Source organism: Kitasatospora sp. NPDC091276 (assembly GCF_040684355.1).
Classification (GTDB): Bacteria; Actinomycetota; Actinomycetes; order Streptomycetales; family Streptomycetaceae; genus Kitasatospora.
Genome location: NZ_JBFBFU010000048.1, coordinates 1 through 26,341 on the forward strand (window position 1 = coordinate 1; position 26,341 = coordinate 26,341).

32 protein-coding genes and 1 pseudogene are annotated in these 26,341 nt (G+C 74.0%); 9 read left to right on the forward strand and 24 right to left on the reverse strand.

Annotated features, from left to right (window positions below):
- A pseudogene (locus tag AB0O19_RS35665) lies at window positions 1-85 on the forward strand (hypothetical protein); the annotation flags it as partial.
- Here AB0O19_RS35665 and AB0O19_RS35670 read toward each other — a convergent pair.
- Complete coding sequence (locus AB0O19_RS35670) at window positions 72-731, reverse strand: dihydrofolate reductase family protein (RefSeq protein WP_363625613.1); 660 nt, start codon at window positions 729-731, stop codon at window positions 72-74. The pseudogene AB0O19_RS35665 and the gene AB0O19_RS35670 overlap by 14 nt on opposite strands.
- A 144-nt stretch (window positions 732-875) precedes the next feature.
- Window positions 876-1,688: an EamA family transporter gene (locus tag AB0O19_RS35675; protein WP_363625712.1), complete on the reverse strand. Its 813-nt coding sequence runs from the start codon at window positions 1,686-1,688 to the stop codon at window positions 876-878.
- 138 nt (window positions 1,689-1,826) lie between these two features.
- Here AB0O19_RS35675 and AB0O19_RS35680 point away from each other — a divergent pair, with 138 nt between their 5' ends.
- Entirely contained in the window at window positions 1,827-2,732 is a 906-nt protein-coding gene (locus AB0O19_RS35680) for a LysR family transcriptional regulator (RefSeq protein ID WP_363625615.1), read from the forward strand.
- 58 nt (window positions 2,733-2,790) lie between these two features.
- Here the strand turns inward: AB0O19_RS35680 and AB0O19_RS35685 are convergent, their stop codons facing one another.
- Window positions 2,791-3,093: a hypothetical protein gene (locus tag AB0O19_RS35685; protein ID WP_363625616.1), complete on the reverse strand. Its 303-nt coding sequence runs from the start codon at window positions 3,091-3,093 to the stop codon at window positions 2,791-2,793.
- Window positions 3,094-3,217: 124 nt separating this feature from the next.
- The gene (locus AB0O19_RS35690) at window positions 3,218-3,847 is read right to left on the reverse strand and encodes a TetR family transcriptional regulator (RefSeq protein ID WP_363625618.1); all 630 of its coding nucleotides are present in this window, start codon (window positions 3,845-3,847) and stop codon (window positions 3,218-3,220) included.
- 68 nt (window positions 3,848-3,915) lie between these two features.
- Between AB0O19_RS35690 and AB0O19_RS35695 the strand changes: the two genes are divergently transcribed.
- From AB0O19_RS35695 to AB0O19_RS35705, 3 genes are all read left to right on the forward strand, one after another.
- Window positions 3,916-5,439 (forward strand): FAD-dependent monooxygenase, encoded by a 1,524-nt coding sequence (locus AB0O19_RS35695; RefSeq protein WP_363625620.1) that lies wholly within the window; start codon window positions 3,916-3,918, stop codon window positions 5,437-5,439.
- A gap of 173 nt (window positions 5,440-5,612) precedes the next feature.
- Window positions 5,613-6,191, forward strand: a complete 579-nt coding sequence (locus AB0O19_RS35700) for a TetR family transcriptional regulator (RefSeq protein ID WP_363625622.1) — start codon at window positions 5,613-5,615, stop codon at window positions 6,189-6,191.
- 215 nt (window positions 6,192-6,406) lie between these two features.
- Complete coding sequence (locus tag AB0O19_RS35705; protein WP_363625624.1) at window positions 6,407-7,798, forward strand: hypothetical protein; 1,392 nt, start codon at window positions 6,407-6,409, stop codon at window positions 7,796-7,798.
- 69 nt (window positions 7,799-7,867) lie between these two features.
- Here the strand turns inward: AB0O19_RS35705 and AB0O19_RS35710 are convergent, their stop codons facing one another.
- The 9 genes from AB0O19_RS35710 to AB0O19_RS35750 form a co-directional block, all read right to left on the reverse strand.
- Window positions 7,868-8,647 carry an SDR family NAD(P)-dependent oxidoreductase gene (locus AB0O19_RS35710; protein WP_363586935.1) on the reverse strand — a complete coding sequence of 260 codons (780 nt, stop codon included), beginning with the start codon at window positions 8,645-8,647 and terminating at the stop codon, window positions 7,868-7,870.
- Window positions 8,648-8,736: 89 nt separating this feature from the next.
- Entirely contained in the window at window positions 8,737-8,934 is a 198-nt protein-coding gene (locus AB0O19_RS35715) for a hypothetical protein (RefSeq protein ID WP_363625625.1), read from the reverse strand.
- A gap of 99 nt (window positions 8,935-9,033) precedes the next feature.
- Complete coding sequence (locus tag AB0O19_RS35720; RefSeq protein WP_363625627.1) at window positions 9,034-9,726, reverse strand: SDR family NAD(P)-dependent oxidoreductase; 693 nt, start codon at window positions 9,724-9,726, stop codon at window positions 9,034-9,036.
- Window positions 9,727-9,827: 101 nt separating this feature from the next.
- Window positions 9,828-10,337, reverse strand: a complete 510-nt coding sequence (locus AB0O19_RS35725; protein WP_363625629.1) for a hypothetical protein — start codon at window positions 10,335-10,337, stop codon at window positions 9,828-9,830.
- 3 nt (window positions 10,338-10,340) lie between these two features.
- A complete protein-coding gene (locus AB0O19_RS35730; protein ID WP_363625631.1) occupies window positions 10,341-10,664 on the reverse strand; it encodes a helix-turn-helix transcriptional regulator in 324 nt (107 codons plus the stop codon).
- Between the two features lie 191 nt (window positions 10,665-10,855).
- On the reverse strand, window positions 10,856-11,092 hold the full coding sequence (locus AB0O19_RS35735) for a DUF6296 family protein (protein ID WP_363586939.1): 237 nt from the start codon (window positions 11,090-11,092) through the stop codon (window positions 10,856-10,858).
- 40 nt (window positions 11,093-11,132) lie between these two features.
- Window positions 11,133-11,513 carry an STAS domain-containing protein gene (locus AB0O19_RS35740; RefSeq protein WP_363625632.1) on the reverse strand — a complete coding sequence of 127 codons (381 nt, stop codon included), beginning with the start codon at window positions 11,511-11,513 and terminating at the stop codon, window positions 11,133-11,135.
- Between the two features lie 346 nt (window positions 11,514-11,859).
- A complete protein-coding gene (locus tag AB0O19_RS35745; RefSeq protein ID WP_363586941.1) occupies window positions 11,860-12,189 on the reverse strand; it encodes a helix-turn-helix domain-containing protein in 330 nt (109 codons plus the stop codon).
- A 55-nt stretch (window positions 12,190-12,244) separates the two neighbouring features.
- A complete protein-coding gene (locus AB0O19_RS35750) occupies window positions 12,245-12,763 on the reverse strand; it encodes a hemerythrin domain-containing protein (protein WP_363625634.1) in 519 nt (172 codons plus the stop codon).
- 255 nt (window positions 12,764-13,018) lie between these two features.
- Here AB0O19_RS35750 and AB0O19_RS35755 point away from each other — a divergent pair, with 255 nt between their 5' ends.
- Entirely contained in the window at window positions 13,019-15,190 is a 2,172-nt protein-coding gene (locus tag AB0O19_RS35755; RefSeq protein WP_363625636.1) for a catalase, read from the forward strand.
- 94 nt (window positions 15,191-15,284) lie between these two features.
- Here the strand turns inward: AB0O19_RS35755 and AB0O19_RS35760 are convergent, their stop codons facing one another.
- The 9 genes from AB0O19_RS35760 to AB0O19_RS35800 form a co-directional block, all read right to left on the reverse strand.
- Window positions 15,285-15,743 carry an SRPBCC family protein gene (locus AB0O19_RS35760; RefSeq protein WP_363625638.1) on the reverse strand — a complete coding sequence of 153 codons (459 nt, stop codon included), beginning with the start codon at window positions 15,741-15,743 and terminating at the stop codon, window positions 15,285-15,287.
- A 117-nt stretch (window positions 15,744-15,860) separates the two neighbouring features.
- On the reverse strand, window positions 15,861-16,670 hold the full coding sequence (locus tag AB0O19_RS35765; protein ID WP_363625640.1) for a ribonuclease BN: 810 nt from the start codon (window positions 16,668-16,670) through the stop codon (window positions 15,861-15,863).
- Window positions 16,671-16,911: 241 nt separating this feature from the next.
- A complete protein-coding gene (locus AB0O19_RS35770; RefSeq protein WP_363625642.1) occupies window positions 16,912-17,337 on the reverse strand; it encodes an ATP-binding protein in 426 nt (141 codons plus the stop codon).
- 75 nt (window positions 17,338-17,412) lie between these two features.
- Complete coding sequence (locus tag AB0O19_RS35775; protein WP_363625644.1) at window positions 17,413-17,868, reverse strand: hypothetical protein; 456 nt, start codon at window positions 17,866-17,868, stop codon at window positions 17,413-17,415.
- A gap of 130 nt (window positions 17,869-17,998) precedes the next feature.
- Entirely contained in the window at window positions 17,999-20,341 is a 2,343-nt protein-coding gene (locus AB0O19_RS35780) for a SpoIIE family protein phosphatase (protein WP_363625646.1), read from the reverse strand.
- Window positions 20,338-20,904, reverse strand: coding sequence for a response regulator (locus tag AB0O19_RS35785; RefSeq protein WP_363625648.1), 567 nt, complete (start codon window positions 20,902-20,904; stop codon window positions 20,338-20,340). Before AB0O19_RS35785 ends, AB0O19_RS35780 begins: the two co-directional genes overlap by 4 nt.
- A gap of 190 nt (window positions 20,905-21,094) precedes the next feature.
- Window positions 21,095-21,457 carry an STAS domain-containing protein gene (locus tag AB0O19_RS35790; RefSeq protein ID WP_363625650.1) on the reverse strand — a complete coding sequence of 121 codons (363 nt, stop codon included), beginning with the start codon at window positions 21,455-21,457 and terminating at the stop codon, window positions 21,095-21,097.
- Window positions 21,458-21,494: 37 nt separating this feature from the next.
- Complete coding sequence (locus tag AB0O19_RS35795) at window positions 21,495-21,653, reverse strand: hypothetical protein (RefSeq protein WP_363625652.1); 159 nt, start codon at window positions 21,651-21,653, stop codon at window positions 21,495-21,497.
- A 103-nt stretch (window positions 21,654-21,756) separates the two neighbouring features.
- Window positions 21,757-22,800, reverse strand: coding sequence for a SigB/SigF/SigG family RNA polymerase sigma factor (locus AB0O19_RS35800; protein WP_363625654.1), 1,044 nt, complete (start codon window positions 22,798-22,800; stop codon window positions 21,757-21,759).
- A 284-nt stretch (window positions 22,801-23,084) separates the two neighbouring features.
- Between AB0O19_RS35800 and AB0O19_RS35805 the strand changes: the two genes are divergently transcribed.
- Both AB0O19_RS35805 and AB0O19_RS35810 read left to right on the forward strand, forming a co-directional pair.
- On the forward strand, window positions 23,085-23,408 hold the full coding sequence (locus AB0O19_RS35805) for a plasmid stabilization protein (protein ID WP_363584226.1): 324 nt from the start codon (window positions 23,085-23,087) through the stop codon (window positions 23,406-23,408).
- 10 nt (window positions 23,409-23,418) lie between these two features.
- Window positions 23,419-23,685, forward strand: a complete 267-nt coding sequence (locus AB0O19_RS35810) for a hypothetical protein (RefSeq protein WP_363625656.1) — start codon at window positions 23,419-23,421, stop codon at window positions 23,683-23,685.
- Window positions 23,686-23,693: 8 nt separating this feature from the next.
- Here the strand turns inward: AB0O19_RS35810 and AB0O19_RS35815 are convergent, their stop codons facing one another.
- On the reverse strand, window positions 23,694-24,200 hold the full coding sequence (locus tag AB0O19_RS35815; protein ID WP_363625659.1) for an ATP-binding protein: 507 nt from the start codon (window positions 24,198-24,200) through the stop codon (window positions 23,694-23,696).
- A 12-nt stretch (window positions 24,201-24,212) separates the two neighbouring features.
- The gene (locus AB0O19_RS35820; RefSeq protein WP_363625661.1) at window positions 24,213-24,635 is read right to left on the reverse strand and encodes an STAS domain-containing protein; all 423 of its coding nucleotides are present in this window, start codon (window positions 24,633-24,635) and stop codon (window positions 24,213-24,215) included.
- A 555-nt stretch (window positions 24,636-25,190) separates the two neighbouring features.
- On the opposite strand from AB0O19_RS35820, the gene AB0O19_RS35825 reads away from it, so the two are divergent.
- On the forward strand, window positions 25,191-26,333 hold the full coding sequence (locus AB0O19_RS35825; protein WP_363625663.1) for an AI-2E family transporter: 1,143 nt from the start codon (window positions 25,191-25,193) through the stop codon (window positions 26,331-26,333).
- Window positions 26,334-26,341 lie beyond the last annotated feature (8 nt).

The following is a 26,341-nucleotide window of genomic DNA, read 5'->3' on the forward strand; positions in this document are numbered from 1 at the left end:
CACCGAGCAGGCCGGCCGCTGCATGGACTGCGGCATCCCGTTCTGCCACAACGGCTGCCCGCTCGGGAACCTCATCCCCGAGTGGACCGCCAGAACAGGTGGTGCGTCACCCCGCTCGGGCTGGGCACCACCTCCAGGTGGAACCGGTCCAGCAGTTCGTCGGGGGACTCCCAGAGCCGTAGCCCGGGGCCGAGCTCCACCGGCGACACCGCCACGTGCAGGGTGTCGACGAGGTCGGCGGCGAGGAACTGCCGGATGGTGCCGACCCCGCCACCGAGCCGCACGTCCTTGCCCTCCGCGGCCTCCCGCGCCCGGGCCAGGACCGTGGCCGGGTCGCCGTCGACGAAGTGGAACGTGGTGTCGGAGAGCGTGAACGACGGACGCTCGTGGTGGGTCATGACGAACACCGGGGTGTGGAACGGGGGTTCGTCACCCCACCAGCCGCGCCACTCGTCGTCCTGCCAGGGCCCGCGCTGGGGCCCGAACTTGTTGCGGCCCATGATCTCGGCACCGATGTTGCGCGCGAAGTCCCGCGTGAAGTAGTCGTCGAGGCCCCGGCTCCCCCCGGGAGCCGTCCGCATGGGCCAGCTCGCCGTGGCCCCGGCCCAGGCGAACAGCTTCTCGGGGTGGTCGTGGCCGAACGGCCGCTCGAAGCTCTGGTGCTCACCGGCACCGGCACCGACGCCGTCACTGGAGACGTTGAAGTTCATGACTCTGAGCAGTTGGTCCACGTGTTCCCTCGTCAGGTCTCGTCGTCGCGTCACCGTGCGGCGAGGCGTCGCGTCACCGTGCGGCGGGGCGCCGCACATCATGACGTCGCAGCGGACGCGGCCGAATCGACATCGGCTCGAAACTTCTTCTCGGGGCCCTGCTCATCACGCGGGGTTGGTGGGGGCGGTGGTGACGACGACCGCGTTCGCTCCGACGATCACCAGCATGGCGAGCCAGGCCGCCGCGCCGAGGTGCTGGCCGAGCACGACGAGGCCGATCAGCGCGGCGAAGACCGGGTTGACGCTCATGAACACGCCGAAGAACTGCGTGGGCACCCGCCGCAGCGCCAGCAGATCGGCCAGGAAGGGTACGGCCGAGGACAGCACGCCGGCGGCCAGCGCGCAGGCCAGGGCGGCGGCGGTCGGGGGACGGAGCCACAGCACCACGATCCCGACGGGAAGGTAGAGCACCCCCGAGAGCGCGGCGGCGGCGGCCGAGCCCTCCAGCCCGGGCAGGCGGCGGCCGACGACACGGTTGAGCAGGATGTAGCCGGCCCAGCACACCGCCGCGAGCAGGGCCAGGGCGATGCCCGGGTAGTCGGTGGAGGGCGAGGGCCGGACCAGCACGACCACCGCGGCCGCGGCGGCCACCGCGCACAGGGCGTCGAGGCGCCGGCGCGAGCCGACCAGGGCCACCGCGAGCGGACCGAGGAACTCCAGGGTGACGGCCAGCCCGAGCCCGATGCGGTCGATGGCCGTGTAGAGGGACAGGTTCATCACGGCGAACACCACCGCGAGCCCGAGGACCGGACGCCACTGCGCCGCCGTGAACGACCGCGGCCGCGGCCTGCCGACCGCCCACAGCACCCCGGCGGCCACCCACTGACGGACGGCCACCACACCCGCGGGGCCGATCACCGGGAAGGCGAGCGCCGCCATCGAGGCTCCGGCCTGGTTGGACAGGCCGGAGCCCAGCATCAGCGCCACCCCGGCCAGGCGCCCGTCACCCCGGGCGGTAGCGGCGTCGTGAGAGCTCTTCAGCACCATGCCCTCCACAGTGGAGCCGACGTAGTCATACGCAAAATGCATTCACCGGCCCATTGATACGCTGGGCGTATGGATGAGCGACGACGAAGTCCCGCCGATCTGGAACTGAAGCACCTGCGCTGCCTGGTCGCCATCATCGACACCGGCAGCTTCACCGACGCCGGCCCCGAGCTGGGCATCTCCCAGGCCGCCGTCTCCCGCAACCTGCACGCCCTGGAACAGTTCCTCGGGGTGCGGCTGCTGCACCGCACCAGCCGCACGATCGCGCCCACGCCGGCCGGCGTACGGGTCCTCGCCCGCGCCCGCGTCCTGCTCGCCGGCGCCGACGACCTGGTCGAGGAAGCGACCGCCGGCCACGCCCGGCTCCACCTCGGCCACGCCTGGTCCGCCTTCGGCCGCCACACCACCGACTTCCAGCGCCGCTGGCACGAGCGCCACCCCGAGGTCGAGCTGCGCCTCGTCCGCCACAACTCCCCCACCGGCGGGCTGGCCGAAGGCATGTGCGACCTCGCCGTCGTCCGCGCCCCGCTCGACCTGAAGCCCTGGTCACACGCCCTGGTCGGCCACGAACACCGCATCGTCGCACTCGCCTCCGACGACCCGTGGGCCCGCCGGCGCAGCATCCGCCTCGACGAGATCCCCGCCCGCACCCTCGCCATCGACCGCCGAACCGGCACCACCGCCCTGAACCTGTGGCCCGAGGAGCAGCGGCCCGCCGTCATCTACACCCACGACATCGACGACTGGCTCGCCGCCATCGCCACCAGCCGCTGCATCGGCGTCACCCCCCAGGCCACCGCCGCCCAGTACCGCCGCGACGGCATCGTCTACCGCCCCCTGCGCAACGCCGCCCCCGTCCCCGTCCACCTCATCTGGCGCCGCCAGGACCCCCACCCCGCGACCCACGCCGCAGTCGCCCTCGCCCTCGACCTCTACCGCGAGAAGCCCGACTCCCCGCCGCCCCCGCGAAAGTGACAGCGGCACCCCAGCAGGGCCGCCTCGCTCTCCCGGGCACACGAGATCCGCGGCACGGCTACGGCAGGGGGCCGAGGTCGCCTTCGACGACGGTCTCCGTGATCAGGGGGCGCTCCCAGAGGGTGAGGAGTTCGTTCGCGAGGGCCATGATCGGGCGCAGGTCGTGGTCGCTCGGGGCCTCGATGGCGGCGGCCGACAGGCCGCGCGGGATCCTCACCGGCACGCTCCACCCCTGCCGGCCGACCAGCCCCGCCACCTCGCCGCCCGACGCGGCGAGCGCCTGCGCGTGGTCAGCCCGCAGGAGCCGCAGCAGGGGCTCCCAGGTCGCGAAGTCGTGCAGCGAGGACGACGAGGGCGGCAAGGACGGCAAGGACGACGACGAGGACAACGGGGGCCTCCAGCAGGTCCGGTGATCACGGCAGTGGCGATTATGACGCCCACCCCCGACAGTTCGGAGTGCTCCGGGAGGCCGATGCACCCGGGCCCTACCCGTGCTGCCCCAGTCCGTCGCGCAGCAGGGCGAAGGCCCGCTCGGCGGCGCGGACGGCCTCCGGGTAGTGGTCGTCGGCGGACGTGCCGTCGGCCAGGCGTTCCTGGTTCATGACCGCCAGTTCCCGCTGCACCACGATCACCTGGGTGGCCACGAGACGGGCGTCGAGCGGGTCGACGTCAGCCTCCAGCAGTGCCTCGGCCAGCTCGTCGCTGCCGCGTGCCGCGTAGCGGATGATCCGTGCCGCCAGGCTCTCGGTCTCGACGATCATACGGAGGAAGGCCATCACCTCGGGGTCGTCGCACAGGCCGGTGTTCGGGTCGCGACGGGCCAGGGCGTCGAGCATGGCCGCGCGCAGCGCCTCCAGCGGCGGCTGGCCGGCCGGGCGGGCGCGCACCGTCCGGGCCGCTTCGCCCTCGTGGTCGGCGAACCGCTGGAGTACGAGGTCTTCTTTCGTCGGGAAGTACGCGAAGAGGGTCCGCCGGGAGACCTCCGCCGCCTCCGCGATCTCGGTGATCGAGACCTGGTCGAAGCCCCGGTCGAGGAAGAGGCGGATCGCCGTCGCCGCGATCGTCTCCCGGGTGCGTTCCTTCTTGCGTTCCCGCAGGCCCATCTGCTGATTCATGCACTCAGTCTACCTTGTGGTAGACTGAGTGCAGAATTGCACCCAGCTTCGTCTTTCGGGAGGTCATCGTGCGAACCGAGGTCATCGTGGTGGGGGCGGGCCCGACCGGGCTGATGCTGGCGTACGAGCTGACGCTGGCCGGAGTGCCGGCCGTCGTCGTCGAGAAGCAGCGCACCCACAGCACCCAGTCCCGGGCGGGCGGACTCCAGCCGCGCACCGCCGAGGTGCTCGACCTGCGCGGGCTGCTGGAGCCGCTGCTCGCGCAGGAGCCGTCCGACAGCACCACCGGCGGGCACTTCGCCACCCTGCCGGTCGAGCTGGACTGCCGGCCCTGGCGCACCCGGTACCCCCACCCGGTCAACGTTCCGCAGATCCGGCTGGAGGCCCACCTCGAACGGCTCCTCGGCGAGCAGGGCGTGCCCGTGCTCCGCGGCCACGAAGTGACGGCGGTCGCGCAGGACGCGGAGGGGATCACAGTCACGTGGCACGCCGACGGCACCCCGGGCGGCGGTGACGCCCCCGACGGCGGTGAGGTCCGGGGCGGCGGTGAGATCCGGGGCGGCGACGGTGAGATCCGCGGCCGCTACCTCGTCGCGTGCGACGGCGGGCACAGCACGGTCCGCCGGCTGCTGGGCGTCCCGTTCCCCGGCCGGGAGCGCCGGATGTCCGCCGTGGCGGCCGACATCACCCTCGCCTCCCGGTCCGAGACGGTCCCCACCGAGCGCAAGCACTTCAGCCAGTACACCCGCGTGGCCGGCGGCTTCCACTCGATCCTGCACCCCATCGGCCCGGACCTGTACCGGATACTGTTCGGCAGGCTCTCCGGACAGGGCCCGGACCGCGAGACGCCGGTCTCGGCCGACGAGGTCCGCGAGGCGCTGCACGCCGTGTACGGCCCCGACACCGAACTGGGCGAACTGCGCGCCGCCTCCCGGTTCGGCGACGCCGTCCGCCAGGTCGAGCGCTACCGCGAGGGCCGGGTGTTCTTCGCCGGGGACGCGGCGCACATCCACATGCCGATCGGCGGCCAGGGCGTGAACCTGGGCCTCCAGGACGCGGTCAACCTGGGCTGGAAGCTCGCCGGCACGATCCGCGGCTGGGCGCCCGCCGGCCTGCTCGACAGCTACCACGAGGAGCGGCACCCCGTCGCCGCGCGCGTGCTGCGCCACACCCGGGCCCAGGCCGTGATCATGAATCCCGGCCGGGACGAGGAACTCGGCACGGTCCGCGAGCTCGTGACCGAGCTGTTGGGCCTGCCCGACACCAACCGGTACGTCTCGGGCATGATGTCCGGCCTGGACCTCCGGTACCCCGGCGTCGGCCCCCGGCTGATCGACCTGGACCTGACCACCGAGGACGGCTCGACCCGGGCGAGCCGGCTGATGCGCTCCGGCCGGGGCCTGCTGCTCTCCCTCGACGGCAGGCGGCGGTCGGTCGGCGACCGGTCCGACCGGGTCGAGCACGTCATGGCGAAGACCGACGAGGACGTGGACGGCGCCGGCGCCCTCCTGGTCCGCCCCGACGGCTACCTCGCCTGGACCGACACCGACGGCACCCCGCTCGACACGGCCCTCGCCCGCTGGTTCGGCTGAGGCCCCGGGCGGTTCGTCGGCGCGCCACGATCCTCGGCGCGCCGACGGACCGCCCGTCGCGCTGTCGTCACCTGCCGCACGGGGCGTCCGCCGGTTCTGCGGAGGCCTCGCCCCGGGAGGAGCGCGACTCGCTCTATCTGGAGCATCCGATCCAGATAGGCTACGGTGAAACCATGGCAAGGACCCGGGAGTTCGACACCGAGGCGGCGGTGAGCCGCGCCATGGAACTGTTCTGGACGCGCGGCTACGAGGCGACCTCGGTGCGCGACCTGACCCAGCACCTGGGGATCGGGCAGGGATCCCTGTACGCGGCGTTCGGCGACAAGGCCGGCCTGTACCGGGCCGCGCTGGACCACTACCGCGCCACCCTCGCGGCGGATGCCCTGCGCAGCCTGGAGGAGGGGGCGGACGCCCGCTCGGCGATCCGCACGATGCTGATGGAGCGGGTCCGCGTCGCCGCCGAGCACGGCGGCCGGGGCTGTCTGGCGGTCAATGCCGCCTGCGAGCGCCTACCGGGGGACGCGTCGATCCGGCGCACCGTACGGGACATGCAGGATGTCAGCCGGGACGCGCTCGCCGAGGTGCTGCGGGTCGCGGCGGAACGGGGTGAGATCGCGGCGCGGCACGACCCGCAGAGCCTCGCCGCCTTCTTCGTCACCTTCCTCAACGGGCTGCTGGTCTCCTCGAAGATCACACCGGACCCCGTAGCCCTCGCACCCGTCGTGGAGGTCGCGCTGACCGCCCTCGACTGATTTTTTCATGTCCGCAATCTGTATCGCACGATCCAGATAAGGGCCGGGCCCCGCACCCGCGGAATCCGCCGCTCCATCCCTGCTCGATCGCAACGCTCCATCCCTGCTCGATCGCAACGCTCCACCTCTGCTCCATCGCACCGCTCTACCTCTGCTCCATCGCACCGCTCCACCTCTGCTCGATCGCAACGCTCCATCGACACTTCGGAGGACCCGTGCCCATCGCCCCCACCCCGAGTACGCCCGCCCTCGGCGGCAGCCGCTGGAACACCTTCCCCGCGGCCGGCACCGCCCTGACCGCCCGTGAGTTCTTCACGGCCACGGAGCCGCTGCTCCAGGGCGTCATCGATGACAACGCCCTCACCGCCGCCGACGGCGAGGTGCTGGAGGCCCAGATCCGCGCGACCCTCGCCCTCGGGACCCGGGAGACCTCCCTGCCGCTGGCCGTCGGCCCCGGCAGTTCCCCGGCCGCTCGCGAACTGGGCACGCAGGCCGAGGAGATCGGCCATGAGCTCGCCTCCTGGGCCGCCGCGGCCCTGGAACGGCTGCTCGCCGACCGGATCGCGCTGCCCGCCGGCCCGCTGGTCGTCCGCAGCCACTGCTACGGCCACCTGCTCACCCCTCCCGCGACCGACCTGCTCCTCGGCCGCCGTGGCGGACCCGTCACGATGCAGCTCTACAACGAGTGGCTGCACCAGGTCGTCCTGCTGCGCGACGCCCTGCTGCCCTTCACCAACTGGCAGGACGTCCCGCTGCTGATCACTCCGACCGGGCTGCGGCACATCGAACCGGCCCGGGACGCGTTCCTCACCGAACTCCTGGTCCGCCGGATCCGGCACGCCAGCATCGTGGCCTTCGCCCGCCACGCCGTCACCGGCACCTCCGGCACGTCCAGCACCTCCGGCACCTCCGGCACCCCCAACCCCTCCGGCCCGGCCGGCTACGGCTTCGAGGCGAGCGGCGGCACCGCCCTGCCGGCCGTCCTCGACCAGCCGCCCCTGAGCGCCCCCCGGTACCTGCTGACCTGGCGTCCCGACCCGGCCGCCGACGAAACCGTCACGCACGTCGCCGAGTTGCGGGACTACTACGCCGCGCCGCGCACCCTCGTCGAGCACCTGCCGCCCGCCACCACCGCACCGGGTCCGCGCCCCGGCCGCATCACCGGCCGCGTCGTCGCCGGGCCGGTCGCCGGCGGGGCCCGCACCGCCGCCATCGAGCTCACCCACGACGGCGCCACCGCCCGCGTCGACCTCGGCCAGGCCCTGCGCGGCCACCGCTTCGCCCACCGGCCGGACGGCGCCACGGGCGACGTGCCCGCCGACGCACCGGTCGCCGACGCACCGGTCGCCGACCCGCCCGCCGCCGCGGACGTGTGGACGGCCCTGCGCGCATCGGGGCTGGTGTGGACGCAGGCGGGTGACGCCGTCCTGGACGCCACCGGCCAGGGCGACCTCGTCGTCCTGGCCCTGCTCGGCCGGCTCTACCCGGAGAACGTCACCCTGCACCCCGCCGACCGCCCCGTCACCCACCCCGCCGAGCGGGCAACCGCCTCCGGCGACGGCCCGAGCCGGCTGGTGGTCCGGATAGATCCGCCGCAGGCCGACTGACGCCCGCGCCACGAGAGGAAGCACCGCCCCTCGGTAGCCGACGCCCGGCCACCGAGGGGCGGGTACGGGTCAGCCGGCCCGGTAGCGGGTGGCGAGTTCGGGGCTCTGCGCGCCGAACGCCGCCAGCTCGGCCCGGAAGACGGCATCGAGCAGGCTCGCGTCCTCGACACCGGGCGCGCAGACGACCTCGCCCAGTTGCAGGCCGCGCAGGGCCGCGGTGACGACGTCCTCGGCACTCATCCTGGGTACGGCGCTGAGATCGAGGCCCTGGCGCTCGTGGAACTCGGTGGCCACCACCCCCGGACAGACGACCTCGACCTGGACGCCGGTGCCTTCGAGCTCGGCGGACAGGGTCTGGCTCATCGCGACCAGGTGGGCCAGGGCGCCGGCGTAGACGGCGCGGCGGGGCAGCTGGGACTGCGGGGCGGGTCCGCTGAAGGCGATCATGCCGGCCACGTTGATGATCGCGCCCCGGCCGCGCTCCTGCATGCCCGCGACGGCGGCACGGGTGAGCAGGGTGGGGGCGAGAACCTTGACGTCGACCAGTTCGCGGGCCAGATCCGCGGGCAGGTCGGCGAGCGGCATGTAGTGGGCGACGCCCGCGTTGTTGACCAGCAGTGTCAGCGGTTCGGCCGCACAGATCCGCGCCACGGTGTCGATGCCCTCGCCGGTGGAGAGGTCGGCGGCCACGGATCGCACCTCGACCCCGGTGTGGGCGGCGGCGAACTCCTCCAGCCGCTCCCGGCGCCGGCCGACCAGCACCAGGTCGTAACCGTCGCCGGCCAGCCGCTCGGCGAATGCCCTGCCGATTCCGGAGGTGGCGCCGGTGACGAGTGCGAGGTTGCTCATGGGCGTCGTTCCCTGTCGGTAGTCGGCCGAGGCGGCCGGAGTGCGGGTCTCGCGGCGTCACGAGGGTGCTGTCCGTGGCTGATCGATCGTCAGTGGGTCGGGGGCCCGTACCGGGTGGCGACTGCGGTGATCGCGATGAGGATGGTCGCCGTGACCGCGATCCTGGCCCAGGCGGGGAGCAGCGGTCCGGCGGGGAGGACTGCGGACACCAGGTCGAAGAAGAGCTCGAACCAGCTCGCCCGGTACCCGTGTCCGGCCGGGGCCGGCATCCCGGTGGAGTCGTTCACCGCTCCAGGGTGGTGATCGTCCCCCGGCCACGGGGTGCGGCACGCCGTGGCCGGGGCGAGACCCCACCGGTCAGCCGTGTGACCCCGCGGTCACCACGGTCACCACGGGACGGGGCCCTCCTCCTCGAAGAACCCTCCGGTGGGGCCGTCGGGGGCGACGGTGGCCATCCGGACGATGATCTTGGCGCACTGCTCGGCCGACACGGTGCCGCGGGGGTTGAAATCGGTGGCGGCGGATCCCGGGTGGACGGCGTTGATCCGCATGTCCGGGAAGGCGTTGGCGTACTGGACGGTGATCATGTTGACCGCGCTCTTGGACGAGCAGTAGGCCACCATCGGGAAGGTCGCCTCAAGGCCGGCGGGGTCACTGCACCGGGTGAGGGAGCCGCCGCTGCTGCTGACGTTCACGATGACGGGCTGGTCGGCGGCCTCCAGCAGCGGCAGGAAGGCGTGGGTGACGCGGACGAGGCCGAAGACGTTGGTGGCGTAGACGGTCTCCATGTCGTCGGCGGTGATCTCGGCAGGCGGGTTCCACCTGCCCGGGACGCCGGCGTTGTTGACCAGGACGTCGAGGCCGCCCGCCTCCTCGCGGATCAGCCGCGCGGCGGCCTGGACGGACTCCTCGCTGGTGACGTCGAGCTGCACCGCGCGGGCGCCGATCCGCTCGGCGGTTTCCCGGCCCCGCTCCAGGTCGCGCGCACCGAGGTAGACGGTGTGTCCGGCCCCGGCCAGTTGGCGGGCGGCCTCCAGGCCGATCCCGCGGGTGGCTCCGGTGATGAGTGTGGTCGTCATGGCGTGCTGTGAAGGCGCCGGGCCCCTCGTGATCCGGGGCTCCTCGCGCCTTCACCTCCTTTCCGGGTGGGTGGAGGCGTACGGTCGCGCCGTGCGCGTTCCTACGGTGTGCTCAGAGCTGTGAGCCGTTGTCTGCTCTCCTCGTCGGCGGCGGGCATGACCGCGAGGAACTGGTCGCGTTCCTGGGCGACGGTGAGGACCTGCCAGTCCAGCCGGACCTCGCCGACGACCGGGTGCAGGATGCGCTTGCTCCCGAAGCTCCTGCCGGAGACCCGGTACGTGGTCCACCAGTGCTGGAAGTCGGAGTCCTCGGCGCTCAGCTCGGCGACCAGTTCGGCGAGCCTGGGGTCGCTGGGGTAGCGGCCGGCGTCCATCCGCAGGTAGGCGACGCACTCACCCGCCGACAGGTCCCAGTCCGGCACGCGCTCGCGCGTCCGCGGGTCGAGGAACGTCAGCCACAGGTAGTTGCGGTGCTCCTCGGGGACCGAGGCGAAGTCGAGCAGCAGCTCGGCCGCGAGGTCGTTCCAGGCCAGGATGTCCATGAACCGGCCCAGGACCACGGCGGGCGTGGTCCGCAGATCGGCCAGTACGGCCAGCACCGCGGCGGGCACGACCTAGTGCTGTGAACGCCGCTGTCGGCGGGCCGGGGCCAGGTCGGCCAGCTGGCGCAGGTAGTCACGCTGGTCGTCGTCCAGCAGCAGGGCGCGGGCCAACGCGTCCAGGACACTGCCGGACGGCGCGGGCAGCCGGCCCTGCTCGAGGCGGGTGTAGTAGTCCACGCTGATCCCGGCCCGCCCGGCCACCTCCTCCCGGCGCAGCCCGGCCACCTTGCGCGACCGTTCGTACGCGGGGAGTCCGGCCTGTCGGGGGGAGACCTCCGCGCGCCGGGCACGCAGGAACGTGGCGAACTCCCGGCGCTTGTCGTTGTTCGTGCTCACACCGGCCACTGTGCCAGGGCGCCGCGCGAGCTGGCAGGACATGTTTTTCCCTGGAAGAACGTGTCCTCCCGGCCCCGGCCCGCGGCAGCGGCCATGGGTGGAACGGCCTGCGGCAGGACGGTTTCAGGCGCGCCGGACGCCCCCACGCCTGCCGGGGTGGCCAGCGGGTCCACCGGCGGCCCGGAGTGCGGTCAGGGCATGGGAACGGCTTCCAGGCAGGGGTGGATGGTTCCGTACTCGGCCGGCGCGGCGAGGACTTCCGCGATGGTGCCCCGGATCTGGACGCGGAACAGGCCGGTGGCGTCCTCGTAGACGGGCTCGCGCGCGGGGCCCAGTTGGTCGGTGAGGTGCACGATGACGGTGTGCGCTGCGGCGTGGGCGCCGGGCGCGCCGGGCAGGGCGATGGCGTAGCGGCGGACGGGGTCCATGGTTCTCGGCTTGCGGTGGTGCGGGGTGGCCCGCGTGCGGTCAGGGGTCTGCGTTCTCGGTGTGCGGGGGGCCGGCGGGGCGTTCGGTGGCGGCGGGGGTGAAGAGGCCGGTCGTCTCGGTGATCGCGAGCAGGCGCTCGACCTGGGTGCTGGCCGCGGTGATCGCGAGGGTGCGGTCGGTACGGTGCGCGGTGCTGCGCAGGCCCAGCAGGAGGTTGAGGCCGGAGCTGTCGCAGAAGGGGACGCCGGACAGGTCGACGTCGAGCCCGGTGCCGCTGGCCTGCAACGCGCGTCCGAGGGTCTCGTCCAGGCCGCCGGCGACGTCGAGGTCGATCTCGCCGTGGACCGTCGCACGGACCCGGTCCCCTTCGACGGCGAGCCGGACCAGCAGGCCCTCGGCGACGTGCAGGTCTGTGGGCACGCTCCCATTGACCGGGGGCGGCGCGGGGGGTGGAGGAGTCGGGTTCGGGGCAGCGGAACGCGCCACGGGCGGCTTACCGCGCATGGTCTCTTCTCCTGCCTGTGAGCCGTGGGACGACATCTCCAGCGTCTGCCGAATCCCTTCTCACGTCAACCGATACGTGAACGGAAATTCGTCAATGGCAATACGTGCAATCGGGTTCGGCCATGCGTGTCATCGGTGTGCCCTCGGCGTGCCCTCGGTGTGCCCTCGGCGTGCCCTCGGCGTGCCCTCGGCGTGCCCTCGGGATCCTACGAGGGACCGAGCACGCCGTACCGGCCGAGGGGCGGGTGGGCGGGCGGAGCGGTCAGCGCAGCAGGACGGCCAGCAGTTCCGCCAGCGTCGGGCCGCTGTCGGCGGGGTGGCGCAGCTGCTTGCCGTCGAGGACGCGGTAGACGTTGGAGCGTCCGACGCGGTGGTGGCTGAGATAGCCCGCCGCTTCGAGGTCGGCGATGATCCGCTGGACCGCTCGTTCGGTCAGCAGGCAGCTGGTCGCTATGTCGCGCACCCTGATGCCCGGGTCCCGGGCGATCTGCACCAGGACGCGCGCGTGATTGGTCAGGAACGTCCACTGGCGCCCGATTGCCGGCTGTTCTTCCACGCCCTCAGGATAGGACGGTCGCGTTGGCTGAGACATGAGAGGAATTCGCGTGCTCCTTCCCGCTTTTCGTGGTCGCGGCGTCGCACCGTCGTCAGCCCTCGATCGCGTTGGCGATGCGGTGGAGCACGCCGCCACTGGACGGGCGGCGCGGCGCGGTCTCGCGCATGGCCTGCATCCGCTCGCCGATCTCCTGGAGTTCCCTGCGGCCGAGTGCGGCCCGGACCATCGGGAACCAGGAGCCTTCCTCCTGGTCGATGTGCCGGTCGACCGCGTCGATCAGGACGGCGGTCTTGGCGTCGTAGCCCTCGTCACCGGGGCTCATCCGGCTCAGCTCCTCACAGAGCAGGTCGGCGACGTGGTGTTCCTGCCGGGCGCGGTCCATGTCCTCGGCGAGGCCGGGAACCTCCTGACGGATCCTGGGGTAGACCAGTTCGTCCTCCAGGTAGGTGTGGACGGTGAGCGCCTCCACGATCCGCTCGACCGTCTCGTGCCGCGCGTCGCCCCCACCGTCTCCGTCCCCGTCCCCGGCGGCGAGTTCCCGGTACTGGCGGAACAGGCGGCGGACTTCCTTGTGGTCCTCCCGCAACAGGACGATGGCATCGTTCGACATTGCTCGTCTCCTCACTCAGAGGCTTCCCCTCCCGACCCAGGCGTGTCCCCCGAGGCCCCTTCGTCAAACACCGCACTGAAACACCGCACTCAAACACCGCGCGCCTCTGCCCAGCACCGCTGACCTCGTGCTGCGGCACCGACGGCCGCTCGCGCGCGGTTTGCCGGGCCACCCACCGGGCAGCCGCCCCGCCGACACGAGCCGGGGGCCGCCGGCCCGGCCGCCCCGCGCCGTTCCCAGGACGGAGATCGCGACATGCCCATCAACCCCGAAACCCCCCAGCCCGAGCCGCCCGCCGACCCCGGACCCGACGCCAAGAACGCCAAGAACGCCACGGACGCCAAGAACACCACCGACGCCAAGGACGCCGCACTCGACGCCTTCCGCGCCCCCGACCCGGACGGCCCGCTCACCACCGACCAGGGTGTGCGCGTCGACGACACCGACAACTCGCTCCTCGTCGGCGACCGCGGCCCCACCCTGCTGGAGGACTTCCACCTCCGCGAGAAGCTCACCCACTTCGACCACGAGCGCATCCCCGAACGCGTGGTGCACGCCCGCGGCGCCGGCGCCTACGGCTTCTTCGAACCGTACGAGTCGCTCGCCGGGTTCACCTGCGCCGACTTCCTCCAGGAGGCCGGGCGCCGCACCCCGGTGTTCGTGCGCTTCTCGACCGTGCAGGGCCCGCGCGGCTCCGCCGACACCGTACGGGACGTCCGCGGCTTCGCCACCAAGTTCTACACCCGGCACGGGAATTACGACCTGGTGGGCAACAACATGCCGGTGTTCTTCATCCAGGACGCCGTCAAGTTCCCGGACTTCGTCCACGCGGTGAAGCCCGAACCGCAGAACGAGATCCCCACCGGCGCCTCCGCGCACGACACCTTCTGGGACTTCTGCTCGCTCCAGCCCGAGTCCACCCACATGCTGATGTGGGTGATGTCCGACCGGGCCATCCCGCGCAGCTACCGGATGATGCAGGGCTTCGGTGTGCACACCTTCCGCCTGGTGAACCGGGACGGGCGCGGCACGTTCGTCAAGTTCCACTGGCGGCCGCGGCTCGGCGTCTGCTCCCAGGTGTGGGACGAGGCCCAGATCACCGCCGGGCGGGATCCGGACTTCCACCGCCGGGACCTGTGGGAGGCGATCGCGGCGGGGGACTTCCCCGAATGGGAGCTCGGTGTCCAACTGGTCACGGCGAAGGACGAGTTCGCCTTCCCCTTCGACCTGCTGGACCCCACGAAGCTGATCCCGGAGGAACTGGTGCCGGTGCGTCCGGTGGGGCGGATGGTCCTCGACCGCAACCCGCAGAACTTCTTCGCCGAGACCGAGCAGGTGGCCTTCCACACCGCCAACGTCGTGCCCGGGATCGACTTCACCAACGACCCGCTGCTCCAGGGCCGCAACTTCTCCTACCTGGACACCCAGCTGATCCGCCTGGGCGGCCCCAACTTCGGCCAGCTGCCCGTCAACCGCCCGCTGGCCGACGTGCGGACCAACCAGCGCGACGGCTACGGCCAGCAGGTCGTCCACCCGGGGACGAGTTACGCACCGAACTCGGTGGGCGGCGGCTGCCCGTTCACCATGGGCGGCGGCCACCTGCCGGAAGGGGTGTTCCAGCACTACCAGGAACGGGTCAACGGCAGGGCGATCCGGCGGCGCAGCCCCAGCTTCGCCGACCACTACAGCCAGGCCGCGCTGTTCTGGCGCAGCATGGCGGGCTGGGAGCAGCGGCACATCACCGCCGCGTTCGCGTTCGAGCTCGGCAAGGTGGGCGACGAGGAGGTACGGCGCCGGATGGTCGGCAACCTGGTGCGCGTGGACCCCGACCTGGCGGCGGAGGTCGCCCGGCGCATCGGCGTGCCCGAGCCGCAGCCGGCGCCCGAGGACCGGGCGGCGGCGAGGGGCGGCGAGGCGGCGGTCCCCCGGGTCTCCCCGGCGCTCAGCCTGGAGAATCTGCGCGGCAGCGGCATCCGTACCCGCAAGGTCGCCGTGCTGACCGCGCCCGGGGTCGACGGCGGCCAGGTGCGGGCCGCGCACGAGCGGCTGGGTGCGCAGGGCGCCGTCGTGGAGACGCTGGCCGCGCACGGCGGTCACGTGGCCGCCCGTGGCGGTGACCCTCTGCCGGTGGACCGCCCGCTGCCCACCACCGCCTCGGTGCTGTACGACGCGGTGGTGGTTCCGGACGGCGCCGGGCCCGCGCTGGCCGCCGATCCGGACGCCGTCCGCTTCCTCGCCGAGGCGCTGCGCCACGGCAAGCCGGCGGCGCTGCTCGGCTCCGGCGTCGAACTGGCCCGGGCGGGCGGTTGCGACGCGCCCGGGGGCCTGGCCGGCGTCACGCTCCACGACCTGCGGGAGCCGGCGGATCCGGCCCTGTGGGACGGCTTCGCCCGGCTGGTCGAGCAGCACCGCTTCCCGGAGCGCTGACGCCGCAGCGGCGCCACGGACGTGCGGCGGCCCCGGCCGTTCGGGCCGGGGCCGCCGCCAGGGGGTGACAGGGGGGCGTGGACGGGGGCGGGGCTCAGCCGGGGGTGATCCGGCCGCGCCAGGCTCCCCCCTCCCGGCCCTGGTCCTCGATGAAGTCCTTGAAGCGCCGGAGGTCCCCCTTGACCCTGCGGTCGACCATGCCCAGCATGTCGCCGGTCTTCTCGGCCATCCCTTCCGGCTGGAAGTCGATGGCCAGGTTGACCCGGGTGTGCCGGTCATCCAGTTCCTGGAAGGTGACGACGCCCTTCTGCTTCACGTCGCCGTCCGTCGTGCGCCAGGCGATCCGCTCGTCGGGCAGCTGGTCGATGATCTCGGTGTCGAACTCGCGGGTGACACCGCCGATGCTGGTCCGCCAGTGGTTGTGGCGCTCGTCCAGCTGGGTCACCGCGTCGACGCCCTCCATGAAGCGCGGGAACTCCTCGAACTGGGTCCACTGGTTGTACGCGGCGTGCAGCGGCACGTCGACGTCGACCGTCTTCTTCACCATGCTCATCTGGGGCCTCCTCACGTGTGCGGTGGCCGAGCCCTTCCCGGCCGCCCGCGCGCCTGCCCGCTGCGCCGCGCCCTAACCCACCCGAACACCGGCGCGGGCCAACCGGCCTGGCCGGCGCTACGGCGTGCGGCGGGCCCGGACCACGGCGCGCCCGGCCAGCGCGCCGCCGTAGACGGTGTAGCCGACGCCGATCAGCCAGGACTGGACGATCAGCACCGTCCCGACCGTCCCGTAGGAGACCGCGTTGGACACCAGCAGCGGCGCGAAGACCAGCCGCGAGAAGAGCCGCAGGCCCGCCAGCGCCACCATGGTCGCGACGGCTCCGGGCAGCAACTGCCTCGGCGGGACGCGTCCGGCGAGCAGCAGGTGCTGGAGCCACCAGAACAGCAGGAGGCCGCCGACGGTCGTGACGGCGATGCGGAAGGAGGGCTGGACGGCCGAGTGGCGCCAGGGCGCGCCGCTGGAGGCGGCCAGCACGATGTACCCGGTCAGCCCGGCCAGGCCGAGGGTCTGGCGCCAGACCGCGTGCCACGGGCCGCGGTCGAGTTCCCACACCCGCTCGTAGACGCCCTGGACGGACGCCATCAACGAGACCCCGAAGACCGCCAGCGCGGCCAGGCCGAAGCCCGTGGTCGTGCTGAGCACCTGGCCCCGGGAGGCGAAGAGCCGGTGGACGGCGTCGGCGCCCGGCCCGCTCAGGCCGAGGCCGTCGGTGATCCACTCGGAGATCCCGCTGCCGCGCGCGGGGAAGGCCGCCGCGATGACGATCAGCAGCGGCACGAGGGTCACGAAGAAGAGCGCCGCGAAGGCCATCGAGCGCTGGAGCAGTTCGATGGTGCGGCCGTGTTCCCACACGCCGACGACGGCCGCCCGCAGGACCTGCCACCAGCTGCGGGCGATCGCCGTCAACCGGCTGCGGCGGCGCACGCCGCTCAACCCAGGACGCCGCACGGCGACGGCGACGGCGACGACGACGGTCGGTTCACGGCCACTGGATCCTCGCTGTGCTCGACGCCCACGGACGGACCTGCCCCGTCAGGATGCCACCGCGCGGGGCGCGTCCGGCGCTCCGGCGTCGCGACCGGCGTCCGCCGCCGCCGGGTGGCCGCGCACGGACACCGCTCCTCCCGGACGCAGAACACCCGCCCGGCAGGCGCCGGGCGGGCCGTCAGCTCGCGGGCAGCCGTAGGTCACACCACACCGTCTTGCCCGGCCCCGACGGGTACCAGCCCCAGCGCAGGGTGAGCCGGCTCAGCAGGAACAGGCCGAGGCCTCCCGGTTCGTCCGGGGGGTGCGGGGGCCGGGGCAGCGGCGGGCGCGGGCTGGCGTCGCTGACCTCGATCCGCAGCCGGCCGGTGGCGCGGACCAGGAGCAGCGTCCCGGGCTCGCCGCCGTGGCGCAGGGCGTTGCCGACGAGTTCGGAGACCAGCAGGACGGCGTCGGCGACCAGCAGCGGGTCGGCGACGTCGGCCAGGAACTCGGCGGTGAAGGCCCGGGCGTCGGCGGCCGCTCTGAGGTCGGCCTGGAGCGGCAGCCGCTGCGCCCACGGCCTCGTGGGGAACGGGCGTCCGAGGGAAGGCCGTGGTCCGGTCATGCGGTCGCGTCCTTCCCGGCCCGGTGAGGGACCCGTGGTCGTCGGGGGATCGGCTCCGGGGGGCGTCGCGGCGCCTCAGTGGCCGAACAGGTGGCGGGTCCGACCGCCGCGTGGAGGCTCGGCCGGTAGGCCGACGTCCCGGCCGCCCTGCTGGGCGGGGCGTTCCTCCGGCGGCGCGGGCTGCTCGCCCTCGTCGGGCGCGAGGGATCGTTCGGGCGGGAGGGATCGTTCGGGCGGGTCCGGCCGCACCACCGGTTGGGACCGCTGGTGGGCCGCCCGGTGCGCGGACAGCCGGACGGGGCGTCGGGTCCGCCGGGCCCGCCGGGCCGTCAGGACCATCAGGGCCAGGCCCAGGCAGAAGAGCAGGGCGAGGGCCAGCCCGGCGAGGAAGATGCCCAGGCTGTCGAGCGCCGGCAGGCGGATGCCCAGCACCGTCGCCTGGTAGTCGGGCCCGCCGGAGAGGTTGTCCGCGATCAGCAGTCCGGCGAAGGCACCGGCCGCCGCCATCAGCAGGAGTCCTAGCAGCAACATGGGGAGTCCTCTCCGTCGTTCGGTTCCGGTCGCCCCCGCAGCGCCGCGCCTACCCGGGCGGGCCCGGACCTAACGCCGCGCTTCGCAGACCCGCTCAGGACGAGGGGACCGGGGTTCACGCGGCAGAGGGCTACCGGCTCTGGACGGCGATCAGGCAGGTGTCGTCGTCGGTGTCGGCGGGGCTGAGCTCCAACAGCCGGTCGAGGTAGCGCTCCAGGTCGGGGCCGGGGGCTCCGGCGGCACGGATCAGCTGGTCGACGGACTCCTCGACCGGACGGTCCCGGCGTTCGACCAGGCCGTCGGTGTAGAGGACCAGGACGTCGCCCGGCGGCAGGTGGGCGGTGTGCTCCTCGTACCGGGCGTCGTCCAGGGCGCCGAGGAGCATGCCGTGCGGCAGCGGCAGCACGTGGGCGCCGTCCGCTCCGACCAGGATCGGGGGCAGGTGCCCGGCCCGCGCCCAGCGCAGTTCGCCGCCGGCCGGGTCGACGAGCACGCAGACGGCCGTCGCGGTGATCTGGCCGGGTTCGCGCAGGGCGACGGTGTTGGCCCACTCCAGCAGCCGGGCCGGGCCGGCCCCGGTGACGGCGAGGGCACGCAGCGCGTGCCGCAGGGCGACCATGCCGGTGGCCGCGCCGACGCCGTGCCCGGCGACGTCCCCGACGGTGAGCAGCACCCGCTTGTCGGGCAGCAGCAGCACGTCGTACCAGTCGCCGCCGACCCGGTCGTGCTGGGCGGCGGGGCGGTAGCGGACGGCGGCCCGCAGGCCGGCCGGGCCGAGCGGGGGCGGAGCGGCGGGCAGGATGGCCTGCTGGAGCCGCAGTGCCAGTCGCTCTCTGTCGGCGGTCTCCTGCTCGCTGTCGGCGAGGCGTGCCCGGGTGGCACCGAGTGCGACCTCCGTGCGGTGCTGGGCGGACACGTCGTGGAAGGCGCCGCGCACACCGGTGAGCCGCCCGTGGTCGTCGAGGACGGGCTCGGCGATCACCCGGGTGTACCCGTGGGTGCCGTCCTGGTGGACCAGCCGGACGACGGCGGAGGCCGTCCGGTGCCGGCGCTGGACGGTGTCCAGCAGGCGCCGGATCGCGGGCTCGTCGTCGGGGTGGGCGTGCCGGGCGAGCTGGGCCAGCGGCACCGGGTCGGTGTCGGGCGGCAGCCCGTAGATCTCGTGCAGGCCGTCGCTCCAGCGGATCCGGCCGTCGGCCGGGTGCTCCTCGAACCCGGCCACCCGGGCCAGCCGCTGGGCCTGGCGCAGCAGGGCACTCTGCTCGGCCTCACCGGCCCGCGCGGTCTCCTCCTGCCAGCCGACCAGCACGCGGCCGCCGACGGGGGCCGCCGCGAGCAGGACGGTGGCGGGAAGCCCGAGTCCGCCCTGCTGGAAGACCAGCCGGACCCGCTCGCCGGGCAACGGGACCCCGGTCTCGTGCACCCGGATCAGCCGTTCGAAGAGGCCGGTGGCGCACGCGGCCGGGTAGACCTCCAGGAGCGAGGCGCCCTCCAGCGTGTCCCGGGGGCGGCCCAGCGGATCGCGGAAGTGCGCGTTGGTCCGCAGGAGCGTGAAGTCGGCGATCTCTCCTCGGCGGACGACCGGCTCCAGCAGCAGGGCCGGGGTGGGCAGGCCCTCCAGGAGCGCGGTGTCGTCGCCGGGCGGGGCGGGGACGGGGGCGAGGGCGTGAGCGGGGGCGGGAGCGGGAGCGGGAGCGGGAGCGGGAGCGGGGGTGCGGACGTCGGCCAGGAGGGTCACGCAGAGGTCGGCGAGGGCGTGGAGCCGGCGGCGTTGGGGCGCGCCGAGCACGGGGGCGGGGCCGGGTGCGGGCCACAGGACCTCCAGCGCGCCCCGGCGGCGGCCCGCGTCGATCAGCGGGAGGACGGCCCGGGCCGAGCCGGCTCCCACCGACGGGCCTGCGGCCTCCGGATCGCCGGGCCACAGCTCCGCGCCGCCGACCACGACGTGCTGGGCCGGGGTGGGGACGCCGGGTGGCACCCGGCTCCAGGCGTCGGCCTCGGCGGCGGGCAGCCCGGCGTGCGCGGCGAGGGCGAGCACACCGCCCGGCAGCCGCAGCCACAGCGCGACGGCGTGCGCGCCGAGCGCGTCCGCCGTCTGCTCCAGGACGGCTTCGGCGGCGCCTTGCAGATCGGGGACGGCGGCCAGCGCGGGCGTCACGGGGCCGGGCGACGCAGGGTCGGCTGTGCCCGCGAGCGGTCCGGGTGCCTGGCCGGGTGTCTGCCCGGACACCCCGGCGATGTCGGCGGCCAGGGCCGCCACGGGCACGGCGGCCTCCCGGGCGAGCCCGGCGAGGCGGGCGGCGGCTTCGGCGGGGAGCAGGCCGAGGCGTTCGGCCAGGATCCCGGTGGCCAGGTCGACGACGGCGCGGGCGCGGGCGTCGGCTTGCACCCGGGCGGCGGTGCTCTGGAGCCGGCGCACGGTCTCGGCGAGGGCCCGGGCCGTGGTGTCCGAGGGCTCGTGCCCGGCGGTCATGGCGTGTCCAGCCAGTACTGCATCCGGCCGAGCAGGTGGCGGGTGTCGACGGGTTCGGTGACGTGGTCGTCGGCGCGGCCGGCGAGGCTCTTGTCCTGCTCCCCCGGCATGGCCTTGGCAGTGACGGCGATGACCGGCAGGCGGGCGAAGCGCTCCTCGGCGCGGACGGCGGCGATCGCGGCGTAGCCGTCGAGGCCGGGCATCATCACGTCCATCAGCACGAGGTCGGTCTCGGGGTGGGTGCGCAGCAGGTCGAGTCCGGCGCGGCCGTCGGGGGCGTGCAGCACGGTCAGGCCCTGCCCGGTGACGCCCTTGACGGTGATCTGGCCGCCCAGGTTGCCGGCGGGGCCGACCTCGCGGGCGACCCTGGTCACCTTGCCGGCGAACGCGGACAGCTGGTCGACCATGCTGTTGAAGACCGTCGCGAACTCCCCGAGCACGCCGGGCTGCTCGGGCGCGAGCCGGGTGGCGAAGTCCCCGTCGCGCACGGTGGTCAGCCCGGCGAGCAGGTGCCGCGGGGCCTGCTCGGCCGGGTCGGCGTCGGGTGCCGGCCGCTCGTCCATCCGTTCCACCGCCCGGGTCCGCCGCACGGCCGGGGTGCCCGACCGGACGCCCCGACCCCGGGGCGGCGGGCCGCCGCCCTGTTTCCACTGTGCCACCGGAGGGCGGCAGGCAGGACAGGTGTCGGTCCGGCGGGCCGGGGCCGGGGGCCGGGGCCCGCGCCCGCGCGCCCCGGGGCGGCAGGCCGCGCGTTCACTCCGGTGGCACGTCCCGCAGCGCGAAGACCTCGACGGCCCCGGTCAGTTCGAGCATCCGCAGGACCAGCGGGCGGGGGCGGGCCAGTTCGATCCGGCTGCCCTCGGCGACCGCGCGGGCATGGGCCCGGAGCATCGAGTTGAGCCCCGTGGAGTCGCAGAACTCCAGGCCGGCGCAGTCGAGCACGATGACGGTGAGGGGCGCGGCCAGGGCCGCGTCGAGGGCCGTGTGCAGGGCGCCGACCGAGTCGAGGTCGAGTTCGCCGTACAGCGCGAGGACGGTGCCGCCGGCCCACGGCCGGGCCCGTGCGGTGAACCCGCCCGGCCCCGGGGCACGGCCGGTCGGTGGTCGGCGGGTCATGGTGTCGGCTCCTTCCGTCACCGGCCGGTCACGCGGTTCACGCCGTGCGGTACGCATCCGCTCGGGCGGGTGCGAGGCGCAGCCCGTGGCCGGGGGCGCCGTCCGCGCCGGGGGTGACGGTGCCGCCCGCCGGATCGGCGGTGCCGTCGAAGAGCGGCCGCTCGATCCGGACGCGGTCGGAAACCTTCGGGGACACGGTGTTCCTCCTTCGTCACGCTTCATCACGCTTCGTCCAGGACGGCCCCCCGCGGCGCGGCTATCCGCTGCGGGGGGCCGGAAACACCCGGAAGGGAAAGAAATCAGCGTGGCGCCTCGGGTCCGGCGGCTCCCTGGTCGGTCATTCCGCCGTCCTCCGCTCCGCCGTCCTCCGCTCCCCCGTCCTCCGCTCCCCCGTCCTCCGCTCGCCCGTCCTCCGCTCCCCTGGGTTCGGCCGGACCTGCGGGTTCGTCCGCCCAGCCGGGGGCGTCGCGGTCCTCCAACTGCTCGCGCAGGCTGGTGAGGGTGGCGGTGAGCAGGCGGGAGACGTGCATCTGGGAGACGCCGATGCGCTCGGCGATCTGGGACTGGGTCCAGCCGTCCCAGAAGCGCAGCTTGAGCACCGTCTGATCGCGGCACGACAGCCGGGCGAGCAGGGGGCGCACGGCGGTGCGGAAATCCGCGAGTTCGATGCCGGGGTCACAGGCCCCCATGCGGTCCAGCATGGCGCTGCCGCTCTCGTCGAGGTCCTGCTCGCGCGCTGCGTCCAGCGAGTCGGGCCGGTAGACGCGGCCTGCGACCAAGCCCTCGGCGGCCTGCTCGACGGTGATGTGGAGGTCCTCGGCGATCTCGTCGGGGTGCGGGAGGCGGCCGAGTTCCTGCTCCAGCCGGTCGGATCCGCGGGCGACGGTCAGGTACAGCTCCTGCATGCCGCGTGGGACCCGGACCGGCCAGGAGGTGTCGCGGAAGAAGCGCTTGATCTCACCGGCGATGGTGGGGATGGCGTAGGTGACGAACTCGACGCCGCGGTGCGGGTCGTAGCCGTCGACCGCCTTGATCAGGCCGATCGTGCCGACCTGGAGGATATCGTCCATGTCCTCGGCGCGGTGGCGGAAGCGGGCGGCGATGAAGCGCACCAGCGGCATGTTGAGTTCGATGATCGTGCCGCGCACGTAGCTGTACGCATGCGTTTCGCGGGCGAGTGCGGCCAGGCGCTCGAACAGCGCGTCGCTGAGTTCGCGTGCCTCGTACTTGCCCATCGCGCGCAGTTGCGCGTCCGTCGGGCGGGGTGGCACGTCGGGCGGAAGGCCGGACGGCGGGGCGGCCGTCCGGTCGGTGGGGCGACCGGTTTCCAGCGTGGTGGACACGGTGGCTCTCTCCTGGGGCATCGGGGCGAACGCCCGGCGCCGCGAGCGGCTCGCGCCGAACGCGACGGGGCTGCTTTTCCGGAGGACCTGGGCCCGGCGTCGTCGGGCGACGGTCCCGGTGGCACCCGGTGAGGGTGCGGACGCGACTGGCTGCGATCCACGGCCGCGTCATGCGTTCTCTACCCGACACACGACTTCCGATTCATGTTTTGGGCGGTTTATTACCTTGTCCACGGGTACACGCGCTCGGGCAACGCCCTGCCGTCACGAAAAGGAGCGCCGCCATGCCCCGAGGATCCAGCCCCAAACGGGAGCGCCAGTACGAGCACATCAAGGAGAGCGCGCTCGACCGGGGCGAGACAGAGAAGCGGGCCGAGGAGATCGCCGCCCGCACGGTGAACAAGGAACGCGCCCGGCACGGCGAGTCGAAGACCGCGAGCCGCAGTTCGCTCCACGACATCTCCTCCGGCCGCCGCGGCGGGCAGCGCTCGCACACGGGGGCCCGGGGCCCGACCTACGACCAGCTCTACAACGAGGCCAGGCAGCGCGGCGTCAAGGGCCGTTCGAAGATGAACAAGCGCGAGCTGTCGCACGCGCTGGGCCGTTGAGGAGGGCGTCATGACGACCACGCCGGTCAGAACCACCACGCCGGTCAGGATGACCATGCCGCTGATGACGACCACGCCGGTGATGATGACCGTCCCGGCTCCCCCGGGCCCGGACACCGAACCGGTCCCCCACCCGAACCCGGCCCCGAAGCCGGGCGAGGACCCCGATCCGGCACCGTCGCCGATCCCGCCCTTCCCCACTCCCGACCCGTTCCCGGGCCCCGGTTCCGACCCCGATCCGGCACCGCCGCCCCAGCCGCACCCCGGTCAGGCCTGAGACCCCGCTCAGCTCTGGAGGGCGCCAGGGTCCACCGGAGACGCGACCTCCAGCCAGACCAGCTTCCCCTCGCCCTCGGGCAGGCAGCCCCAGTCGCGCGCCAGCCGGTCCACCACCCGCAGGCCGTGGCCGCCGGGACGGCCCGGGTCCGCGAACGGGCGCAGCCGCGGCGCGGCCGGGCTGGCGTCCGAGACCTCCACCCGCAGCCGCTCGCCGTCCCAGCCCAGCCGCAGCTCCCGGGGGCCGCCGGGCGCGTGCAGGCACGCATTGGTGACCAGCTCCGACACCATCAGCAGGACGTCCTCCGCCGCCGCCAGCCGCCCGGCATCCGGCGCGGGCAGCCAGTGCCAGGCGAGCAGCGCCGCACGGCTGAAGTCCCGGGACCGCTGGACCGCGCTCTCACTGCCGGCCAGCACGAGCCGCCTGGTCCGGTCGGAGCCGCTCGGCCGCCGGCCGGAAGCCGTCGTCCTCCGGCCGGAGTCCTTCGGCAACGCTCCCTCCCCGGAGCTCTTCATGCCGGGTTCTCCTCACTCCACGTCGTCGCAGCCGCGCTGCTGCGGGTCCGCGGTCTTCAGAGCGGCGTCGAGGTCAGGGTGGATGCGCAGCGCCGCGTCGGCTTCCGTGATCGCGAACAGCCTCGCCACCACGGGCCTCGAACCGGCGAGTCCCAGCCGCAGGCCGGCCGCCTCGGCGTCCAGGCGTGAGCGCGGCAGCAGGTTCAGCCCGGTGGAGTCGCAGAACCGCAGGCCGGTGAGGTCGACGACGATCCGTTCCTCGCTCCCGGCCACCGGACGGGACAGCGCCGTCCACAGACCGTTCGTGCTGCCGGGGCGCAGTTCGCCTCCGAGGGAGACCACCCGCGCGCGGCCCTCCCGGCGCACCGCGACGCGCAGGCCGCCGACTTGCTGCTCCCCCTCACCCCCGCCGGGCTGCTCGGCCGGCCGTGGCACAGCGGGCTCCCGGTCCGTTCGCGGCGAAGTCCTGCCGTCCCGACCGCCGTCCCGCGCGGCGGTTCGGGTCCCGCGTCCGGCCCGGGCCGGACGGGCCGCCGCCCCGGGCAGGGCCGCCGCCCCGGGCAGGGCCGGGCTCACCACCCGCTCCTCATCCATGCCCCGCGTGTGCCCGCAGCCACGGTGGCTACACGTGTGCCCGCGTTCTCCACCGTCGGGCACGTCGGCCTGTCCCTGACCGCCGCGGCGGTGTACGTGGCGGGCCTCGCGGCGCTGCCGGTCGCGCGCTCACGGCGCAGCTGTGGACGCCAGCGTTTCCGGCCTGCCGACCGCTTCCGGCCCGCCGACCGTTTCCGGACCCTCGGCCGTTTCCGGGCCCTCTCCCGTTTCCGGCCCGTCGGCCCGGGTAGCCGCGCGACGCCGGACGAAGCCCGGCAGACGCCAGGGAGGCCGCCCGTGCGAGTGAACGGCGCGAGACCGGCCCGGCGGCGCCACCCGACCCGGGTGGTCCTGCCCCGGGCGCGCCCCGTCGTGTCCGACGGGTCCGGAGGCCGCGTGCCGGCCGGGCTGCGGACCGCCGCCGGGTACACCTGGCGGCTGCTCCTGCTCGGGGTGTCCGCCTACCTGGCCGTCTCCGTCCTCGGCCGGCTCCAGTTGCCGGTCATCGCCGTGTTCCTGGCGCTGGTCATCACCTCGGTCCTACGGCCGCTCGTCGACCTGCTGGCACGGGCGCTGCCCCGCTCGATCGCCGTCCTGCTGGTCCTCGTGTGCGCCATCGTGGTCGTGGGCGGCGTTCTCGCCCTGGTGGGGACGACCGTCGCCGGCGAGTGGGGCCGGCTGGGCACCGAACTGCGCGGCGGCCTCGGGCGGATCGACCACCTGCTCACCGGCGCCCCCTTCCACCTGCGGGCCGGCACCGTCACCGACCTGCGCGCGAAGCTCGGCGAGTTCATCACCGCCCACCGCTCGGCGCTGCTCAGCACCGCGCTCAGCGGGGCGAGCCGGGTCGTCGAAATGCTCACCGGGCTGGCGCTCGCGGTGTTCTGCTCGGTGTTCTTCCTCCACTCCGGCGACCGGATGTGGTGCTGGGCGCAGCACCAGCTCCCGGCCCGGTCACGATCTGCCTGGGACCGCGCGGGGCACGCCGCGTGGCGCACCTTCGCCGGCTACACCCGGGGTGTGCTGATCGTGGCGGCGACCAACGCGGTGCTGGTCGGCGTCGCGCTGGCCGTCCTACGCGTGCCGCTCGTGCTGCCACTGATCATGCTGGAGTTCGTCGCGGCGCTCGTCCCACTGATCGGCTCCCCCATCGCGCTGGCCGTCGCCGCGCTGGTCGCCCTGGCGGCCCGCGGCCCGGTGGTCGCGCTGCTGGTGCTCGGGCTGATCGTGGTCATCGGCCAGATCGAGGGCCATCTGCTGCACCCGCTGGTCATGGGCTGGTCCGTCCGGATCCACCCGGTGGCGGTCGCGCTGTCGGTGATCGGCGGCGCCGTGCTGGCCGGTGTCCTCGGCGCGGTGGTCGCGGTGCCGGTGGTGTCGGTCGCCTGGGCGGTGATCTGCGAACTCCGCGACCACGGCCCACCACCCCGACCGGGGTCACGACCCAGCCCCCCAACGGCACACCACGGGCAGCCGCACCGCCAACGCGACGAACGCCGCCCCCCGCACCGACCCGCCCCCAGCCGCGGCACCCGGTGACCGGCCGG

Excerpts from the sequence above, each read along its gene's own strand:
- AB0O19_RS35675 (WP_363625712.1), bottom strand. The coding sequence starts at position 1,688 with ATGCTGGGCTCCGGCCTGTCCAACCAGGCCGGAGCCTCGATGGCGGCG.
- AB0O19_RS35680 (WP_363625615.1), top strand. The coding sequence starts at position 1,827 with ATGGATGAGCGACGACGAAGTCCCGCCGATCTGGAACTGAAGCACCTG.
- AB0O19_RS35690 (WP_363625618.1), bottom strand. The coding sequence starts at position 3,847 with ATGAATCAGCAGATGGGCCTGCGGGAACGCAAGAAGGAACGCACCCGG.
- AB0O19_RS35700 (WP_363625622.1), top strand. The coding sequence starts at position 5,613 with ATGGCAAGGACCCGGGAGTTCGACACCGAGGCGGCGGTGAGCCGCGCC.
- AB0O19_RS35710 (WP_363586935.1), bottom strand. The coding sequence starts at position 8,647 with ATGAGCAACCTCGCACTCGTCACCGGCGCCACCTCCGGAATCGGCAGG.
- AB0O19_RS35720 (WP_363625627.1), bottom strand. The coding sequence starts at position 9,726 with ATGACGACCACACTCATCACCGGAGCCACCCGCGGGATCGGCCTGGAG.
- AB0O19_RS35735 (WP_363586939.1), bottom strand. The coding sequence starts at position 11,092 with ATGGACCCCGTCCGCCGCTACGCCATCGCCCTGCCCGGCGCGCCCGGC.
- AB0O19_RS35745 (WP_363586941.1), bottom strand. The coding sequence starts at position 12,189 with ATGTCTCAGCCAACGCGACCGTCCTATCCTGAGGGCGTGGAAGAACAG.
- AB0O19_RS35750 (WP_363625634.1), bottom strand. The coding sequence starts at position 12,763 with ATGTCGAACGATGCCATCGTCCTGTTGCGGGAGGACCACAAGGAAGTC.
- AB0O19_RS35755 (WP_363625636.1), top strand. The coding sequence starts at position 13,019 with ATGCCCATCAACCCCGAAACCCCCCAGCCCGAGCCGCCCGCCGACCCC.
- AB0O19_RS35760 (WP_363625638.1), bottom strand. The coding sequence starts at position 15,743 with ATGAGCATGGTGAAGAAGACGGTCGACGTCGACGTGCCGCTGCACGCC.
- AB0O19_RS35770 (WP_363625642.1), bottom strand. The coding sequence starts at position 17,337 with ATGACCGGACCACGGCCTTCCCTCGGACGCCCGTTCCCCACGAGGCCG.
- AB0O19_RS35775 (WP_363625644.1), bottom strand. The coding sequence starts at position 17,868 with ATGTTGCTGCTAGGACTCCTGCTGATGGCGGCGGCCGGTGCCTTCGCC.
- AB0O19_RS35780 (WP_363625646.1), bottom strand. The coding sequence starts at position 20,341 with ATGACCGCCGGGCACGAGCCCTCGGACACCACGGCCCGGGCCCTCGCC.
- AB0O19_RS35785 (WP_363625648.1), bottom strand. The coding sequence starts at position 20,904 with ATGGACGAGCGGCCGGCACCCGACGCCGACCCGGCCGAGCAGGCCCCG.
- AB0O19_RS35790 (WP_363625650.1), bottom strand. The coding sequence starts at position 21,457 with ATGACCCGCCGACCACCGACCGGCCGTGCCCCGGGGCCGGGCGGGTTC.
- AB0O19_RS35805 (WP_363584226.1), top strand. The coding sequence starts at position 23,085 with ATGCCCCGAGGATCCAGCCCCAAACGGGAGCGCCAGTACGAGCACATC.
- AB0O19_RS35810 (WP_363625656.1), top strand. The coding sequence starts at position 23,419 with ATGACGACCACGCCGGTCAGAACCACCACGCCGGTCAGGATGACCATG.
- AB0O19_RS35815 (WP_363625659.1), bottom strand. The coding sequence starts at position 24,200 with ATGAAGAGCTCCGGGGAGGGAGCGTTGCCGAAGGACTCCGGCCGGAGG.